Below are 16,950 nucleotides of genomic sequence, written 5' to 3' on the forward strand. Positions count from 1 at the left end.
CCCTTCCGGGGGGCGGCAAAAGGCCTCGATCTCCGGGTCCTTGGTCCATAAGGCCTCGGTTAGAGTGGCGCGGTCGTACGGCGGGGGAACAGGGGAGGGCTGGTCAATGGTGCAAGCGAAGAAGGTCGCGCTGTACGCGGTCGTGGTCTTTGTGCTGTACACGATCGTCACGTCTCCGGCCCGGGCCGCCGATCTCGTGCAGGTAGGGTTCGAGGGCATTTCCAGCGCCGCCCAGGGTGTCGGCGAGTTCATGACCGAACTCATCAATTAGGAGCCCTCCGTGATCCGCCATCTGGTCCTCTTCAAACTCAACGAGGGCGTCGCCCGTGACGAGCCGCGCGTCGTGGCCGGCGTCGAGGCGTTCCGCGCGCTCGGTGGGCAGATTCCGGAGCTGCGGTTCTGGGAGTGCGACTGGAACATCACGGACCGGCCGATCGCGTACGACTTCGCCATCAACTCGGCCGTCGAGGACAAGGACGCGCTCCAGCGCTACCTGGATCACCCCGCGCACCAGGCCGGTGTGGCCCAGTGGCGCGAGTTCGCGACCTGGGTGATCGCGGACTACGCCTTCTAGTCCTCGTTCTCCTGAGGCCCCCTGTCGTCGAGACGGGGGGCTTTTTCGGTGTGTGACCTGGTGTGTGACCTCCCCTTTTTCCGCCATCATGCCCTCAACACGTCACTATGCGGTGCTTGCACACAGTGGACATGTCTTGTGATGCTATGACCGCTTTTGATGGATGAGTTGACCGTAGTTGACTCAGTCGACCAGCAAGACCAGCCAAAGGGGTGGCGTGAACGTGCCGGCCAGTACAGCGCCTCAAGTCCCGCCCCAGCACGAGGCAGGCGGCGTGGAGACCCCGCGCCCCCGCCCCCAGAGCACCCGCGGCGCCGACACCCGCGCCCTCACCCAGGTGCTCTTCGGGCAGCTCAAGAACCTGGAGGCGGGCACTCCGGAGCACGACCGGGTGCGCGGGGCCCTCATCGAGGCCAACCTGCCGCTCGTGCGGTACGCGGCGGCCCGCTTCCGCTCGCGCAACGAGCCGATGGAGGACGTCGTCCAGGTCGGCACCATCGGCCTGATCAACGCCATCGACCGCTTCGACCCCGACCGGGGCGTGCAGTTCCCGACCTTCGCCATGCCGACGGTCGTCGGCGAGATCAAGCGGTACTTCCGCGACAACGTGCGCACCGTGCACGTGCCGCGCCGGCTCCATGAGCTGTGGGTGCAGGTCAACGGCGCCACCGAGGACCTGACGACCGCTCACGGCCGCTCGCCCACCACCGCCGAGATCGCCGAGCGGCTGCGGATCGGCGAGGACGAGGTGCTCGCCTGCATCGAGGCGGGACGCTCGTACCACGCCACCTCCCTGGAGGCCGCGCAGGAGGGCGACGGGCTGCCGGGACTGCTCGACAGGCTCGGCTACGAGGACCCCGCCCTCGCCGGGGTCGAGCACCGCGACCTCGTCCGGCACCTGCTCGTGCAACTGCCCGAGCGGGAGCAGCGGATCCTCATGCTGCGCTACTACAGCAATCTGACGCAGTCCCAGATCAGTCAGGAACTGGGCGTCTCCCAGATGCATGTGTCAAGGCTCCTCGCCCGCAGCTTCGCACGATTGAGATCCGCAAACAGGATCGAGGCGTAACCGAAACGGGTAGACCGGTTCGGAGCGGTTCTCCGGCGGCCCAAATGCCGTACACCCCTTGTTTCCTGCGGAAATACCCCCTCGCCTTGTCGACAAGTCACTACAGCGTGTTGCCGACATGTGACATTCTGCAGGAACCGAGTTTGCCGCAGCCCCGCCGCCGGTATTCAGGTGGAGGCTGCGTTCCTCAGATGGTCGCGGCCACCGCGACCGTCCGCGACCTCAAGGGGGTGGCATGTCCACAGAACTGGGCAGCTCGAAGGTGCTCACGCTCACGCCCGTTCCCGTGCCCACGCAGACGACGGCGCCGACCGCGACCGACAGCACGGAGACGCCCGACACCGCGCCTCCGCCGATGGTCGTCACCTCGGGCGCCCTCGACACGCGCACCCTCTCCCGCTCCCTCTTCCTGCGGCTGCGCGCCCTCGACACCGAAGGCGCCGCCGCCGACAGCCCGGAGCGGACCTACGTCCGCGACACCCTCATCGAGCTCAACCTCCCCCTCGTGCGGTACGCGGCGGCCCGCTTCCGCTCGCGCAACGAGCCGATGGAGGACATCGTCCAGGTCGGCACCATCGGCCTGATCAAGGCGATCGACCGCTTCGACTGCGAACGGGGCGTCGAGTTCCCGACGTTCGCGATGCCGACGGTCGTCGGCGAGATCAAGCGCTTCTTCCGGGACACCTCCTGGTCGGTGCGGGTGCCGCGCCGTCTCCAGGAGCTGCGGCTCGCACTGACCAAGGCGAGCGACGAGCTGGCCCAGAAGCTGGACCGCTCCCCCACCGTGCCCGAACTCGCCGCCGTGCTCGGGGTGTCCGAGGAGGACGTCGTCGACGGCCTCGCCGTGGGCAACGCGTACACCGCCTCCTCGCTCGACTCCCCCTCGCCCGAGGACGACGGCGGCGAGGGCTCGCTCGCCGACCGCCTCGGCTACGAGGACACGGCGCTCGAAGGCGTCGAGTACCGCGAGTCGCTCAAGCCGCTGCTCGCCAAACTCCCGCCCCGGGAGCGGCAGATCATCATGCTGCGCTTCTTCGCCAACATGACCCAGTCGCAGATCGGCGAGGAGGTCGGCATCTCCCAGATGCACGTCTCGCGCCTGCTCACCCGCACCCTCGCCCAGCTGCGCGAGGGCCTCATCGCCGACTGACTTCCCTGAAAGCCCGGCTTTACTGACGGTTCGTCAGCCACACTGGTGGCCATGAGGCCAACGAAGCCGGGACCGGGACTCGTCGTGGTGGCGCTCTGCCTCGGTGGAGCGCTGACCGCCTGTGGCGGCGGAGGAGACGGCGAGGGGTACGCGGCGGTCGGCGCCGGCCCCTCCCCCAAGGGCGCGGCCACCCCCTCGGGTGCGGTCACCCTGATCCCCCTGGACAGCCCCACGGCCAGCGGAACGACGTCCAGCACGTCGTCGCCGTCACCCGCGCCCCCGGCCTCCTCCTCTTCCTCCTCGCCCGCCGCCGGTACGTACGGGCCTTCCCCGAAGGGCACGGCGACGGTTCCCGGGGCGGGACCGACGGCCTCGCCGGAAGGGCCCGGTGCCGGCAGCGGCGGTACGGCTCCCGGGACCGGCGGCAGCACCCCGTCCCGTACCCCTTCCGCGACTCCCCGGCCCACGCCCGGCACCGGCGGCCCGGCCCCTTCGCCGACCCCCACTCCCACGCCAACGCCCGCGCCCGCGCCCGCCCTGCTCACCGTCTCCGCGCCCGTGCTCGCGGACGGCGACCGGCGGTGGTGCGAGCGGGTGACCGTCACCTTCCGGAACAGCGGAGGCACGGCGGCCCGCTCGGGCACGGTCACCTTCGCCACGCACGTCATCGGCGCGCTCGGCGTCCACTGGGCGACCCTCACCTCCAGCCGGCCGCTGCCCGCCCCGATCGCCGCCGGGTCGGCCAGGACGGAGACGTACACCGTGTGCGTGGACTCCTGGCGGGTTCCGCTGGGAATGCGGATCGACACGCGTCAGGTCACCGCCACCTGGCAGTGACGCAAAGCGGTGGGCCGGATCCGCGTGACACGGATCCGGCCCACCTTTGTTCTGTGGAAGTACGAGCGTCAGCCCAGGGCCAGCCAGGCGACGGCCGCCAGGACGACGATCACCGCGACCACGCCGACGATCAGGCCGACTCGCGGGCCGCCCGAGGCCGCGACGGCCTGCGGCTGCCGCTGCTGCGGGGCGCCCTCGTCGACGAAGGCGCGGAACATCTGCGTGTTGCCGGCGGGGTCGTAACCCTCGGGGCTCTGCCCCTGGGGGCCCTGGCCCTGGCCGTACGGTGCTTGGGGGTTGTGTGCCATGGGCCAGGACCCTAGCGAAGTCGGAGCGAGGGACCCAAGCCCACCGCCCACATCCCGCCCTCGACCCACACCGGCCCCACACCTGGGGCGCCTTTGCCGATTCTTTAGCGCCGTTTGACCGATTTAGTTTGCCTGGAGCAACCATCCATCTCTATGGTTGCCCTAAGCAACAAGATGGTCCGGAAGGTGGCCGATGAAGACACGGAGCCGGTACGAGGAACTCGCCCGCTCGGTGAGCGCGATCGGCGCCGTGAAACGCGGACTCGCCCGCGCCCTGCCCGTCGAATGCCAGGGCGGCTCGGCGGCCGTGCTCGCCCTGGTCAAGCACCACGGCGACATGCGGATGAGCCGGCTCGCCGAACTCATGGCGGTCGACATGTCCGTGTGCAGCCGCCATGTGGCCCACACCGTGGAACACGGCTGGATCGAGCGCCTGCCCGACCCGGACGACCGGCGCTCCCGCATCCTCCGGCTCACGGAGCCGGGCCACGCGATGCTCGGCGAACTCGACCGCCGGGTCACCGAGGCCTTCTCCCGCCACCTCGCGGAGTGGTCCGACGACGACGTCGAACTCCTCGCCCACCTGCTCGCCCGCCTCCGCGACTCCTTCGGGGACTGCCGGGCCCACCACGCTTGAGAACAAAGGAAGTCCATGGCTACGACCACGCCCGACACCGGGGTGCGGGACGGTCTCACCGGCACCGGCGGCGGCGAGACCGCCCCGATGACGCACAAGCAGATCATGGAGGCGCTGTCCGGGCTGCTGCTCGGCATGTTCGTCGCCATCCTGTCCTCGACGATCGTCTCCAACGCCCTTCCCCAGATCATCACCGACCTGGGTGGCGGCCAGTCCGCGTACACCTGGGTGGTCACCGCCGCACTGCTCTCGATGACCGCGACCACCCCGCTCTGGGGCAAGCTCGCGGACCTCTTCTCCAAGAAGCTGCTCGTCCAGATAGCCCTGGTCATCTACGTCGCGGGCTCGATCGTCGCCGGCCTCTCCCAGAGCACCGGCATGCTCATCGTCTGCCGTGTCGTGCAGGGCATCGGCGTCGGCGGTCTGACCGCCCTCTCCCAGATCATCCTGGCCGCGATGATCGCCCCGCGTGAGCGCGGCCGGTACAGCGGCTACCTGGGCGCGACCTTCGCCGTCGCCACCGTCGGCGGCCCGCTGCTCGGCGGCGTGATCACCGACACCGACTGGCTCGGCTGGCGCTGGTGCTTCTACGTCGGCGTCCCGTTCGCGATCTTCGCGCTCGTCGTCCTGCAGAAGACCCTCAAGCTGCCCGTCGTGAAGCGCCAGGTGAAGGTCGACTGGGCCGGTGCCCTCTTCATCAGCGCCGCCGTCTCCCTGCTCCTCATCTGGGTCACCTTCGCCGGTGACAAGTACGACTGGATGTCCTGGCAGACGGGCGTGATGGTGCTCGGCGCGGTCGCCCTCGGCGGGATCTTCGTCCTCGTCGAGTCGAAGGCGAGCGAGCCGATCATCCCGCTCCGCCTCTTCCGCAACCGCACGATCACCCTGGCCTCGCTCGCCTCGCTCTTCGTGGGTGTGGCGATGTTCGCCGGCACGGTCTTCTTCAGCCAGTACTTCCAGTTGGCGCGGAACGAGTCGCCGACGATGTCCGGCGTCCTCACCATCCCGATGATCGCGGGCCTGTTCGTCTCCTCCACCGTCTCCGGTCTGGTCATCACCAAGACCGGCAGGTGGAAGGCGTGGCTGGTCAGCGGTGGCGCCCTCGCCGCCGGCGGCCTCGGCCTGCTCGGCACGATCCGCTACGACACGGCGTACTGGCACATCGCGCTGTTCATGGCGGTCCTCGGCCTCGGCCTCGGCATGATGATGCAGAACCTGGTGCTCTGCACCCAGAACCAGGTGGCCCCCGCCGACCTCGGCGCCGCCTCCTCCGTCGTCACCTTCTTCCGCTCCCTCGGCGGTGCGATCGGCGTCTCGGCGCTCGGCGCGGTCATGGCGCACCGGGTCACCAGTTACGTCAAGGAGGGCCTGGCCGAACTCGGTCCGAAGGCCGCGGGCGCCATGGGCCAGGGCGGTTCGGGCGGCTCCATCCCCGACATGGACAAGCTCCCGGCCCCGATCCGTACGGTCATGGAGGACGCGTACGGACACGGTGTCGCCGATGTCTTCCTCTACTCGGCGCCGTTCGCGCTGCTCGCCTTCGTGGTGACCCTGTTCATCAAGGAGGTCGCGCTGAAGAGCAGCTCGGCGAAGGGCGCCGAGGAGGGCTCCGGGGAAGGCTAGAAAAGCTCCCGGCCGCGCTTCGAGCGGAGGCGCGGCCGGGTCGGGTACGGAGCGGCGGGCAGGGGACGGCCCGCCGCTCCGTCACGTTCCGGTTTCACGTGAAACCATCGCCTCGATCCCGGCGATCAGGACGTCCAGGGCGTAGGCGAAGTCGCGGTCCCAGATGGCGCTGACGCTGCCCTGCGAGGCCCGCACGTCAAGGATCTCCGCCATGGGTTCGATGGCCTCCGCGAAGCCCGGATTGTCACGGAAGGCCTTGACGGACTCCACGTAGAAGTCGTCCTGCGACATCCCGGCCTCCGCCGCACGCCGCCCGAACTGGGACTCGATCGTCCCGTAGCCGTACACGAACTGGAAGACCGCCGAGGTCGCACTGGGCTGACGGTCGATCGGCAGGCCGGTGCCCCCGATCGCCTCCTGGATCTTTCCGCCGACGGCGATCGCGTGCGGGCCGATGTTCAGGTACTGCCCGGCGCTCGGCGACATCCACGGGTGGCGGACCAGCATCCGCCGGTATTCCAGGGCGAGCACCCTGATCATGTCCCGCCAGCCGTCGGCGGCGTCGATCGCCGCGAGGTCGAACTCGCCGTACACGCTGTCCATGGCGAACTCGATGATGTCGTCCTTGGTGTCCACGTACCAGTACAGGGACATCGCGGTGACCTTCAGCTCCGCCGCGAGCTTGCGCATCGACAGGCCGGCCAGACCCTCCTCGTCGAGCATCCGGATCGCCGCGGCGACGATCCGGTCCCGGTCGAGCCCGGCCGGGCCGCCTCCGCCACGGGCGGCCCGGTTCTCCAGCCAGACGCTGGAACGCGCCGGGTTCTTGGCCCGATCGGCTGCCTTGACCATCGCGTCCTCCGTCTGTCAGTCGTCCGTGACCATGCTAGGCAGCGACCGGCTGCTCGGCCGCCAGGGTCTTCTCCGTCCGCTCGGCCCGCTTGAGCAGGGCCGCGGCGAGCAGTCCGCCGGCGAAGACGGCGACGGCGCCCACCAGCTGGCTGGTCTGGAGGCCGGAGGCGAAGGCGTCGGAGATCGCCGCCCGCTCGGCGTCGCTCCCTGCGGCGGCGAGGGCCGCGGGCAGGGAGGTCGCGGTCACGGCGACGAGCGCGGCGAAGCGGGCGTTGAGGACGGCGCCGAGGACGGCGACCCCGAGGCCGTTGCCGAACTCGGCCAGGGTTCCGTTGACGCCGGCGCCCACGCCCGCCTTCTCCGGCGGGATCGCGCTCATGATCGCGTTGGCCATGGCCGGATTGGAGACGGCGAGGCCGATGCCCATCAGGACCAGGCCGAGGAGCATGCCCCAGTAGGTGCCGTCCGTGCCGCCGCCGATCACGGCGATCGAGCCGAGCCCGGCCGCGACCAGCGTCATGCCGACGGCCACGGTCGGCGGGGTGCCGAGCTTCATCACGATCCGCGGGCCGACGCCGCTGAGGTTGAGCACGACGACGGTCAGCGCGAGCGGGGCCATCCGCAGACCGGCTTCGAGCGGCGCGTACCCGAGGACGAACTGCAGGTGCTGGGTGAGGAGGAAGAGCGAGCCGCCCATGCCGAACATGACCAGGATCGCGCCGCCGACGGCGCCGACGAACTTCTGGTTCCGGAAGAAGTGCATGTCGAGCATCGGGTACGGGACGCGCAGCTCCCACACCGCGAAGGCGGCGAGGACGGCGACGCCGATCGCGGCCGGGACGAGCACCTCGGCGGAGGTCCAGCCGTGCTCGGGACCTGTGATGATCGCGTACACGGCTGCGGTCATGCCGATGGTGGAGAGCAGCGCGCCGACCAGGTCGGGGCGGTCGCCCTGGGGGTTCTTCGACTCCGGTACGAGCTTGAGGACGGCGATCAGACCGATCAGCGCCACCGGGATGTTGATCAGGAAGATCATTCCCCACCAGAAGTGCTCGATGATCACACCGCCGATGAGCGGCCCGGCGGCGAAACCGAGCGAGCTGACGGTGGCCCAGAGCGCGATGGCCTTGACCCGCTCGGAGTCGTCGAAGATCTGCATGACGACGGCGAGGGTGGTGGTCATGAGGAGCGCACCGCCGACGCCCATGCCCGCGCGGGCGGCGATCAGCTGGCCGGTGGTCTCGGCCATTCCCGCGGCGAGCGAGCCGAGGCCGAAGAGCGCGAGACCGGCGGCGAGCAGCTTCTTGCGCCCGTAGCGGTCAGCGGCGTTGCCCGCGGTGAGGAGCAGGCCTGACTGGACGAGCGAGTAGGCGTTGATCATCCACTGGATGTCGCTGGTGGAGGCGTGGAGCTCGGTCGTCAGGGCGGGGATGGCGACGCTGAGCACGGTGTTGTCGAGCAGCACGGTGAGCTGGGCGAGGCAGATGACGCCGAGGATCAGCCAGCGATGGGGGTCCCCCCTGTTCGAACGAAGTTGAGAGCTCGGGGGAGGGTGGCCGCCGGTGGCGGTCATAGGCACTCCTTGTACGGTGTACGGGACTCGGTCTCGTACACCGTACAAGGGGCGCTCGTACGGTGTATAGGAGTTATTCGGCGGAGGTCAGGTCGTAGAAGGTGGAGCTGCCGACGGTCACCTGCTCGAAGGTGTCCTGGACCCAGGCGGTGATCTGGGCGCTGGTGCCGTTTCCGCCCATGGGGCCTGCCATGCCGCCTTCGCCGCCGCCCCCGCCGCCTCCGCTGGACGAGATGAAGTAGTGGATCTTCCCCTCGGCGACGTACCGCTTGAACTGATCCAGCGTCGGGGACGGGTCGCTGCCGTTGAAGCCGCCGATCGCCATGACCGGCTTCTCGGTGGCGAGCTGGTAACTGGCCGCGTTCTGGGAGCCCACCGCGGCGGCCACCCAGGTGTAGTCGTCGGCGTCCTTGAGCAGGGCCGCCTTCGCCTCCGCGCCGACGCCGGCGCCGTTGAGGAGACCGCCCATCGCGCCGCCCATCCCGCCCCGCTCACCGCCGGGGGTGGTGCCGCCCGTAGTGCCGCCCGTGGCTCCGGGCGGCTGCGCCTGGCCCTGGCCGGGGGGCGCGAAGCCCTGGCCCGGCGGCATCTGGCCCTGGCCCTGTCCGCCACTGATCTGGCCGCCGGGGTCCTGGCCGGCCGGAGCCCGGCCACCAGGAGCCTGGGCCGCGCCCGGCGGGCCGTACAGCATCCGCATGCCGCCGTCCCGGCCCCCGCCGGGTCCGCCGCGCATCCCGCCGAAGCCCGCGCCCGCCGGGCCGGCCGTCACGATCGAGCCCTGGTGGGCCGAGTCCACCGTCGCCAGGGTGTACGCGAACGGCCCGGCGAGCCCCGCCGCCAGGCCCAGGCCCGCAAGGCCGAGGCCGAGCCGGCGGTCCACCCGGCCCGCGAACAGCAGCCCGAGCGCGGCCACCGCGCCCGCCACCAGGACCGCCCAGCGCAGCCACGGCAGCCAGTCCGGCGTACGTCCGAGCAGGGTGAAGGCCCACCAGGTCGTCACGGCCACCGTCACCGCGAGGGTCGCCGAGGCGAGCCACCGGGTGCGTTCCTCCCACAGCACGGCCGCGCCCATGCCGACGAGCGCCGCGAGGTACGGGGCCAGGGCCACCGTGTAGTACTCGTGGAAGATGCCGGCCATGAAGCTGAACACGACGAGCGTGATCAGCAGCGAGCCGCCCCACACCAGGAACGCGGAGCGCGCCGTGTCCGTCCGGGGCGCCCGCCAGGTGACGACGAGCCCCGCGACGAGCAGGATCAGCGCGGCCGGAAGCAGCCAGGAGATCTGGCCGCCGACGGAGTCGTTGAACATCCGGCCGATCCCGGTCTCGCCCCACCGGCCACCGCCACCGCCGCCTCCCCCGCCGCCGACGCTGCCGGTCTCGTTGCCGTTGATCCGGCCGAGGCCGTTGTAGCCGAAGGTCAGCTCCAGGAAGCTGTTGGTCTGCGAGCCTCCGACGTACGGGCGGGAGGACGCCGGCCACAGCTCGACCACGGCCACCCACCAGCCCGCCGATCCGACCATCGCGAGCCCGCCCAGGGCGAGCCGGCCGAGCCGCCGCCCGAACCCGCCGGGCGCGCACACCGCGTACACGAGCGCGAGCGGCGGCAGGATCAGGAACGCCTGCAGGGTCTTCGCGAGGAACGCGAAGCCGAGGGCGACCCCGGCCCACACCAGCCACCTGGCCGCACCCTTGTCCTGTTCGAGCGCGCGCAGCACGCAGTAGACGGCGACCGTCATGAGCAGGGCGAGCAGGGCGTCCGGGTTGTTGAAGCGGAACATGAGCGCGGCGACGGGCGTCAGCGCGAGGACGGCCCCCGCGATCAGACCGGCGCCCGCGCCGAACCTGCGCCGTACGGCCGCGTAGAGCACGGCGACCGTGCCGACCCCCATCAGCACCTCGGGCACGAGGATCTGCCAGGTCCCGAGGCCGAAGAGGCGGACGGACAGGGCCATCGGCCAGAGGGCGGCCGGCGGCTTGTCGACGGTGATGGCGTTGGCGGAGTCGAGGGAGCCGAAGAAGAAGGCCTTCCAGCTCTCGCCGCCCGCCTGCACGGCGGCCGAGTAGAAGGAGTTGGCGTAGCCGGACGCGCTCAGGTTCCAGAGGTAGAGCGCGGTGGTCACGGCGAGCAGGACGAGGAAGGCGGGCCGCACCCAGGGGGCGTCCTCGGCGCGCCCGCGCCGCAGCCGGGCGAGCCGGCCGGCGCGGGGCGCGGCATGGACGGCGGTGGACAGGGAGGTCATCGTTCGGTCCTTGAGGAGACGCGGTCCGGGAAGACCCAGAGCCGGAAGAGGAGGAAGCGCAGGACGGTCGCGGCGAGGTTCGCGACGATCAGGACGGCGAGCTCCGTGGAGTGCGCCGGATCGCCGGACGCCGCGCCGAGGGCGGCCAGCGAACCGCTGGTCAGGGCCAGGCCGATGGCGAAGACGACGAGTCCCTGCGCCTGGTGGCGGACGGCCCGGTCCCGGCCGCGTACCCCGAAGGTGAGGCGCCGGTTGGCCGCCGTGTTCGCGACGGCCGAGACGAGGAGGGCGGCGGCGTTGGCGGCCTGCGGGCCGACGCCGAGCCGGAAGAGCGAGTAGAGCGCCAGGTAGAAGAGCGTCGACAGGGCTCCGACCACGCAGAAGCCGACCAGCTGCCGGGCGAGCCCGCCGGGCACACCGCTGAGTTCGCGGTCGCGGGGATCGTCCCCGAAGGGCCTGGCGAGCCGGTCGAGGGGCAGGGAACCGGTCGCGAGCGCCCGCCCGACCCGCCACACGCCCTTCAGGTCGTCGGTCGCCGTCCTCACGATGTGCACGGTCGAGTCGGGGTCGTCGACCCAGTCGACCGGCACCTCGTGGATGCGCAGCCCGGCCCGCTCGGCGAGGACCAGCATCTCGGTGTCGAAGAACCAGCCGGTGTCCTCCACCATCGGGAGCAGCCGTTCGGCGACGTCCCGCCGTATCGCCTTGAATCCGCACTGCGCGTCGGAGAACCGGGCGGCGAGCGAGCCGCGCAGGATCAGGTTGTAGGCGCGCGAGATGAACTCGCGCTTCGGGCCGCGCACCACCCGCGAGGAGCGGGCGAGCCGCGAACCGATCGCCAGGTCGGAGTGACCGGAGATGAGCGGCGCCACCAGCGGCAGCAGGGCGTTCAGGTCGGTGGACAGGTCGACGTCCATGTAGGCGAGGACGGGTGCGTCCGAGCCGGACCACACGGTCCGCAGCGCCCGGCCGCGCCCCTTCTCCTCCAGCCGTACGGAGCGCACCTCGGGCACCTCGGCGGCGAGGCCGGCGGCGACGGCGGGGGTGCTGTCGGTGGAGGCGTTGTCGGCGACGGTGATGCGGAAGCCGTACGGGAAGGTCCGCAGGAGGTGCTCGTGGAGGCGGCGGACGCACGGCTCCAGGTCCTTCTCCTCGTTGTAGACGGGAATCACCACGTCCAGGACGGGCCGTCCTGCGAGGTTCACCGGCAGGTGCTCCCGGGCGGGGAGGGCGTCGGACCTCCCGGAGGCCACGGACGGGGGACCCGCGATCGTTGGGGTTCGCATGCCGACGACACTCGCCGGGCCCGCTGTCACCGCTGTGTGATGCGCCTGTGCCCTGCCTGTGAGTCCGCGCTTTCGGGGAGCCGGACGGTGAAGACGGTCCGGCCGGGGGCGCTTTCGACGCCCACCTCGCCGCCGTGCGCGTGGACGACCGCGCGCACGATGGCGAGCCCGAGGCCGGTGGATCCGGCGTGCCGGGAACGGGAGGCATCGCCGCGCGCGAACCGTTCGAAGACGGTGGGAAGGAGCGCGGCCGGGATGCCCGGCCCGTCGTCCTCGATGTCGACGACCGCCGCCCCGGCCTCCGTACGGACGCGGGCGGTGACCTTCGTACCGGGCGGGGTGTGGGTACGGGCGTTGGCGAGGAGGTTGACGAGGACCTGCTGGAGGCGGGCGCCGTCGGCCCGTACGGCCGGGTGGTCCGTGGAGGGGCCGGGGAGTTCGAGGCGCCAGTGGTGCTCGGGACCGGCGGCGCGGGCGTCGCTGACGGCGTCCACGACGAGGGGGACGAGGTCGGTGGTCTCGTACGAGAGCGGGCGCCCCGCGTCGAGCCGGGCGAGCAGCAGCAGGTCCTCCACCAGGCCGGTCATCCGGGTCGCCTCGGACTCGATCCGGCCGAGCGCGTGCCGGGTGTCGGGCCCGCACTCCTCCCTGCCGCGCCGGGTCAGCTCCGCGTATCCCCGGATCGAGGCCAGTGGGGTGCGCAGTTCGTGGCTGGCGTCCGCCACGAACTGCCGGACCCGGGTCTCGCTCTGCTGGCGTGCGTCGAGTGCCGAGTGGACGTGGTCGAGCATCCGGTTCATTCCCGCGCCGACCTGACCGACCTCGGTCCGGGGATCGGCCTGCGTCTCCGGGATCCGCTGGTGGAGCGCGACCTCGCCGCTGTGCAGCGGCAGCTTGGCGACCTGGCCCGCGAGGGCGGCGACGCGCCGCAGCGGCCGCAGGGCCACCCCGACGAGCACGGTCCCGGCGAGCGAGGCCGCGACGAGGCCCGCGCCGGTGACGCTCAGTTCGACGAGGACGAGCGTGGAGAGGGCGTCCTCGACCTCGGTGAGCGGGATGCCGCTGAGGAAGGTGCCGTGGCTGCCCTCCGCGTACTCGACCCGGTACGAGCCGAGGCCGGGCAGCTCGACGGTGTGCGGGTCTCCGTCGCGGGGGACGGCGGCGAGCGCGGCACGCTGGGCCGCGTCGAGTTCGGTCCGGACGTTCCGCCCGTACAGGCCGCCGGCCTCGGTATCGGCCTCCGCCGAGTACCCGGCCGAGGTCAGTTCACCGTCCACCAGCACCGCCCCGAGGGCGCCTGTCGGTATGCCGGGCCCCACGACGAACCCGAGGGGGTCCTGACCGCCGCCCGGTTCGGGCAGCCGGAGGCCCAGGGAGACCGGCGGGCCCGCCGCCCGGTTGGAGACCGTACGGACCTGCTCGTCGGCCCGGTCGTACAGGTACGAGCGGAACGCGATCGTCGTGACCGTGCCGATGACGGCCGCGACGACAGCGATCAGCGCGACCGCAGAGACGACGAGCCGGGTGCGCAGAGACCACGGTCGCCGCCGTACACGCGACCACGGGCGCCGCCGTGCACGTCGGAACACCGGCGCTACTCGCCCGGCTTGATCAGATATCCGGCGCCGCGCCGGGTGTGGATCATCGGCGCGCGGCCCGCGTCGATCTTCCGGCGCAGGTAGGAGATGTAGAGCTCGACGACGTTGGCCTGGCCGCCGAAGTCGTACGACCAGACGCGGTCGAGGATCTGCGCCTTGCTGAGGACCCGCCGCGGATTGCGCATGAGGTAGCGCAGCAGCTCGAACTCGGTGGCGGTCAGGTGGATCGACTCCCCACCCCGGGTGACCTCGTGGCTGTCCTCGTCGAGGGTCAGGTCACCGACGACGAGCAGCGACTCGCTGCGCGCCTGGGCGGCTCCTGACCTGCGGATGAGGCCGCGCAGCCGGGCGACGACCTCCTCCAGGCTGAAGGGCTTGGTGACGTAGTCGTCGCCGCCGGCCGTGAGTCCGGCGATCCGGTCCTCGACGGCGTCCTTCGCCGTCAGGAACAGCACCGGGACGTCCGGCAGCTCACGCCGGATCGAGCCCAGCAGGCTGAGCCCGTCGGCGTCGGGGAGCATCACGTCGAGGATCACGGCGTCGGGCCGGAACTCGCGGACGGAACGCAGGGCGGCGGCACCGTCCCCGGCGCTCCGCACCTGCCAGCCCTCGTACCGCAGGGCCATGGAGAGGAGCTCGGCGAGCGAGGCCTCGTCGTCGACGACGAGGACGCGGACGGCGGTGCCGTCGGCACGGAGCATGTCGGCGCGGGTGCCGGGGCGGCGTGTGGTGACGGTCATGGCTCCACGCTGGCCGCCGCCGCTGAGAGCCCTCTTTCCCTTTCCTGTGAATTCCCTGAGAAAGAACCTCAAACGTCCGGACGCTGTTTCACGTGAAACATCGCGGCCCCGTTCTCGTAGAGGACCCGTCGCAGCCAGTCGTCCCCGAGCCCGAGGCGTTCGAGGGCGTGGAGCTGGTGCGCGTACGGATACGGGATGTTCGGGAAGTCAGAGCCGAGGAGGATCCGGTCGCCCAGGTCGACGAGCCGCTTGAGCTCCGCCCCGGGGAAGGGCGCGAGCCGCTCGCTGAAGTCGGTGAAGGCCATGGTGGTGTCGAGGTGGACACCCTCGTACCGCTGGGCGAGGTCGAGGAAGTCGCCGTACTCGGGCATCCCCATGTGCGCGACGATCACCCGCAGCCGGGGATGGCGGGCGAGCAGCCGTCCCATGGGTTCCGGACCGGTGAACCTGCCGGGCGCGGGTCCCGAGCCGCAGTGGACCACGGCGGGGGTGCCACTGTCGGCGAGGGCTCCCCAGACGGCGTCCAGCTGGGTGTCGTTCGGGTCGAAGCCGCCGACCTGGAGATGCACCTTGAAGACACGGGCACCGGCGTCGAGCGCCTCGTGGACGTACCGGCGGGCGTCCGGCTCGGGGAAGAAGGTGGAGGTGTGCAGACAGTCGGGCGTACGAGCGGCGAAGTCGGCGGCCCAGGAGTTCAGCCAGGCGGCCATGCCGGGCTTGTGCGGGTAGAGCATCGCGGTGAACGCGACCGCCCCGAAACCGCGCAGGAGGGCGAGCCGGCGCTCCTCCTCCTCCTCGCGGTAGGTGATCGGCCACTCCAGGCCGGTCAGCGGGCCGACGGAGTCGAAGTAGGCCCAGACCTTGTCGAGGACGCTCTGCGGCATGAAGTGCGTGTGCACGTCGACGAGCCCGGGGATGCCCAGGCGCTCGACGAGGGCCGGGATGTCGACGCTCGCGTCAGCCCCGCCCCTTTCGCTACTTTCGCCCATTTCGCTACTCCCACTGCCCCCGCTACTCCCGCTCAAAGCTGTAGCTCCGTTCGACCTTGCCGATGTGGACGCTGTAGCTCTCGTACCAGTGCTCCCGGCCGTACGCCTTGGCGGCCTGGTGCTCGGTGTCGAGGCGCCAGGCGTCGAGGGACTCCAGGTCGCGGAAGTAGGCGACGGTGATGCCGATGCCACCGGGAGTGCGGGCGGCCTCGTAGCCGAGGAAGCCGGGGACGTCCCTGACGATCTCCTGCATGCGGGAGGAGGTCTCGGAGTAGCCCTCGGGCGCCTCGGGGCGGACGGAGGTGAAGACAGCGGTGTAGTACGGCGGTTGGATGTCCGCCACCAGTTTGGGGGTCATGTGATCACCCTCGCGGGGGCCGGGCGGGGATGTCCACGGCGGCGGGGAAAGGGATCCAAGACTTTACGAAGCGCCCACCGCCGCCCGAGGAAGCGCCCGCCCCCGCCGTACGAAGCGCCCACCGCCGTCGTACGAAGCACCCGCCCCCGCCGTACGAAGCACCCGCCACTCCTCAGAAGAGCTCGCCCTGAGCGCTTTCGGGCTCTGTGGCGGCCGCCGGCGTCACGGGCACCGAGAACGCCGTTCCCGTCGCCCCGTCCGCCCCGTCCGCCCCGTCCTGACCCGACACGCCCTCCCCCGTCCCCTCACCGGCTCTCCGGAGCGCCCACCCGCCCATCAGCCGGGTGTCGAGGGCCAGACAGCGCCCATAGGGATCGAGCAGGTGCAGATCGGGCCCGGCGGCGGCGAGCAGCCGCCCGGTGACGACACCCCCGTCGACCAGTTCGAAGACAGTGCCGGCGAGGGGCGGCAGCCCGTCGAGGCCGAAGGCTTCGACGTGGTCGCGCGGCGCGAACTCCAGCGGTTCCAGGGTCTCCGTCCAGCCGCCGACCGCCCGCGCGCTCCGGTGCAGCTCCTCGACCTCGCCGGCCCGCACCGAGGCGGGCGGCAGGGCGTGCCGGGCGGCCCGCTTCCGCTCGTACGCCACCCGGTCGGGGATGCCCAGCGTCTGCCGCAGCACCTCCTCGGTCCGCCGGGCGGCCATCAGGGGGCCCCGCCCCAGCCAGCTGAACGTGACGGCGCCCTGTTCGAGGAGCCGGGCCTCGCCCCGGGCCTCGGCGGTGATCCCCACCTTGGTCATGCCGGGCCCGAACCAGGCGAGGTACACGCGGTACGGCTGGGGATCGTCCAGGAAGGTGTCGGCGGCGACCGAGTGGGCCCGGTCGAGCCGCGCGCACTCCGCGCACCGCCCACCGGTGGACCGGCCGGGCACGACGGCCCCCAGGGGGCAGGGGTTGCCGCGGGCCCCGGCGCACCGCCGCGGCCCCACGGCTCGGAAGGCGAGCCGCTGCCCGTACGCGAGAGGGCTGACCTTCCCGCCCTGCCACCGCAGGCCCGGCGCCCCACCGCTCCAGGTGATCCCCCGACACCGCCACTCCACCGGCCCGGCCCTCCT

17 protein-coding genes are annotated in these 16,950 nt (G+C 71.5%); 7 read left to right on the plus strand and 10 right to left on the minus strand.

Features of this window, described 5'->3' with window-relative positions; all coding sequences use genetic code 11:
* Positions 1 to 106: 106 nt before the first annotated feature.
* From ACIA8N_RS17875 to ACIA8N_RS17895, 5 genes are all read left to right on the plus strand, one after another.
* Positions 107 to 271: a hypothetical protein gene (locus tag ACIA8N_RS17875; protein WP_015034987.1), complete on the plus strand. Its 165-nt coding sequence runs from the start codon at positions 107 to 109 to the stop codon at positions 269 to 271.
* 9 nt (positions 272 to 280) lie between these two features.
* The gene (locus ACIA8N_RS17880) at positions 281 to 574 is read left to right on the plus strand and encodes a Dabb family protein (RefSeq protein WP_365776482.1); all 294 of its coding nucleotides are present in this window, start codon (positions 281 to 283) and stop codon (positions 572 to 574) included.
* 223 nt (positions 575 to 797) lie between these two features.
* Positions 798 to 1,643 carry an RNA polymerase sigma factor SigF gene (locus tag ACIA8N_RS17885; protein WP_365776484.1) on the plus strand — a complete coding sequence of 282 codons (846 nt, stop codon included), beginning with the start codon at positions 798 to 800 and terminating at the stop codon, positions 1,641 to 1,643.
* 235 nt (positions 1,644 to 1,878) lie between these two features.
* Positions 1,879 to 2,793: an RNA polymerase sigma factor SigF gene (locus ACIA8N_RS17890; RefSeq protein ID WP_030204752.1), complete on the plus strand. Its 915-nt coding sequence runs from the start codon at positions 1,879 to 1,881 to the stop codon at positions 2,791 to 2,793.
* Between the two features lie 51 nt (positions 2,794 to 2,844).
* Positions 2,845 to 3,630, plus strand: a complete 786-nt coding sequence (locus ACIA8N_RS17895) for a hypothetical protein (protein ID WP_365776487.1) — start codon at positions 2,845 to 2,847, stop codon at positions 3,628 to 3,630.
* 68 nt (positions 3,631 to 3,698) lie between these two features.
* On the opposite strand, the gene ACIA8N_RS17900 is transcribed toward ACIA8N_RS17895, so the two are convergent.
* Complete coding sequence (locus tag ACIA8N_RS17900) at positions 3,699 to 3,938, minus strand: hypothetical protein (protein ID WP_362218460.1); 240 nt, start codon at positions 3,936 to 3,938, stop codon at positions 3,699 to 3,701.
* A gap of 193 nt (positions 3,939 to 4,131) precedes the next feature.
* On the opposite strand from ACIA8N_RS17900, the gene ACIA8N_RS17905 reads away from it, so the two are divergent.
* Both ACIA8N_RS17905 and ACIA8N_RS17910 read left to right on the plus strand, forming a co-directional pair.
* Positions 4,132 to 4,575 carry a MarR family winged helix-turn-helix transcriptional regulator gene (locus ACIA8N_RS17905; protein ID WP_030549662.1) on the plus strand — a complete coding sequence of 148 codons (444 nt, stop codon included), beginning with the start codon at positions 4,132 to 4,134 and terminating at the stop codon, positions 4,573 to 4,575.
* Positions 4,576 to 4,590: 15 nt separating this feature from the next.
* Positions 4,591 to 6,198, plus strand: a complete 1,608-nt coding sequence (locus ACIA8N_RS17910) for an MDR family MFS transporter (protein ID WP_365776490.1) — start codon at positions 4,591 to 4,593, stop codon at positions 6,196 to 6,198.
* Positions 6,199 to 6,279: 81 nt separating this feature from the next.
* On the opposite strand, the gene ACIA8N_RS17915 is transcribed toward ACIA8N_RS17910, so the two are convergent.
* The 9 genes from ACIA8N_RS17915 to ACIA8N_RS17955 form a co-directional block, all read right to left on the minus strand.
* Positions 6,280 to 7,050 (minus strand): TetR/AcrR family transcriptional regulator C-terminal domain-containing protein, encoded by a 771-nt coding sequence (locus ACIA8N_RS17915; RefSeq protein ID WP_365776492.1) that lies wholly within the window; start codon positions 7,048 to 7,050, stop codon positions 6,280 to 6,282.
* Positions 7,051 to 7,084: 34 nt separating this feature from the next.
* A complete protein-coding gene (locus ACIA8N_RS17920) occupies positions 7,085 to 8,623 on the minus strand; it encodes an MFS transporter (RefSeq protein WP_365776494.1) in 1,539 nt (512 codons plus the stop codon).
* A 73-nt stretch (positions 8,624 to 8,696) separates the two neighbouring features.
* Positions 8,697 to 10,865, minus strand: a complete 2,169-nt coding sequence (locus ACIA8N_RS17925) for a glycosyltransferase family 39 protein (RefSeq protein WP_365776496.1) — start codon at positions 10,863 to 10,865, stop codon at positions 8,697 to 8,699.
* A complete protein-coding gene (locus tag ACIA8N_RS17930) occupies positions 10,862 to 12,151 on the minus strand; it encodes a bifunctional glycosyltransferase family 2/GtrA family protein (protein ID WP_365776498.1) in 1,290 nt (429 codons plus the stop codon). Before ACIA8N_RS17930 ends, ACIA8N_RS17925 begins: the two co-directional genes overlap by 4 nt.
* A gap of 26 nt (positions 12,152 to 12,177) precedes the next feature.
* Positions 12,178 to 13,740 (minus strand): HAMP domain-containing sensor histidine kinase, encoded by a 1,563-nt coding sequence (locus tag ACIA8N_RS17935; RefSeq protein ID WP_365776500.1) that lies wholly within the window; start codon positions 13,738 to 13,740, stop codon positions 12,178 to 12,180.
* Between the two features lie 5 nt (positions 13,741 to 13,745).
* The gene (locus tag ACIA8N_RS17940; RefSeq protein ID WP_359202759.1) at positions 13,746 to 14,489 is read right to left on the minus strand and encodes a response regulator transcription factor; all 744 of its coding nucleotides are present in this window, start codon (positions 14,487 to 14,489) and stop codon (positions 13,746 to 13,748) included.
* A 68-nt stretch (positions 14,490 to 14,557) separates the two neighbouring features.
* On the minus strand, positions 14,558 to 15,478 hold the full coding sequence (locus tag ACIA8N_RS17945; RefSeq protein ID WP_365776502.1) for an amidohydrolase family protein: 921 nt from the start codon (positions 15,476 to 15,478) through the stop codon (positions 14,558 to 14,560).
* A 22-nt stretch (positions 15,479 to 15,500) separates the two neighbouring features.
* Entirely contained in the window at positions 15,501 to 15,836 is a 336-nt protein-coding gene (locus ACIA8N_RS17950; RefSeq protein WP_365776504.1) for an antibiotic biosynthesis monooxygenase, read from the minus strand.
* Positions 15,837 to 16,008: 172 nt separating this feature from the next.
* Positions 16,009 to 16,935, minus strand: a complete 927-nt coding sequence (locus ACIA8N_RS17955) for a DUF2797 domain-containing protein (RefSeq protein ID WP_365776507.1) — start codon at positions 16,933 to 16,935, stop codon at positions 16,009 to 16,011.
* Between the last annotated feature and the right edge of the window lie 15 nt (positions 16,936 to 16,950).

The organism is Streptomyces sp. NPDC051822 (assembly GCF_044452745.1).
GTDB lineage: Bacteria > Actinomycetota > Actinomycetes > Streptomycetales > Streptomycetaceae > Streptomyces.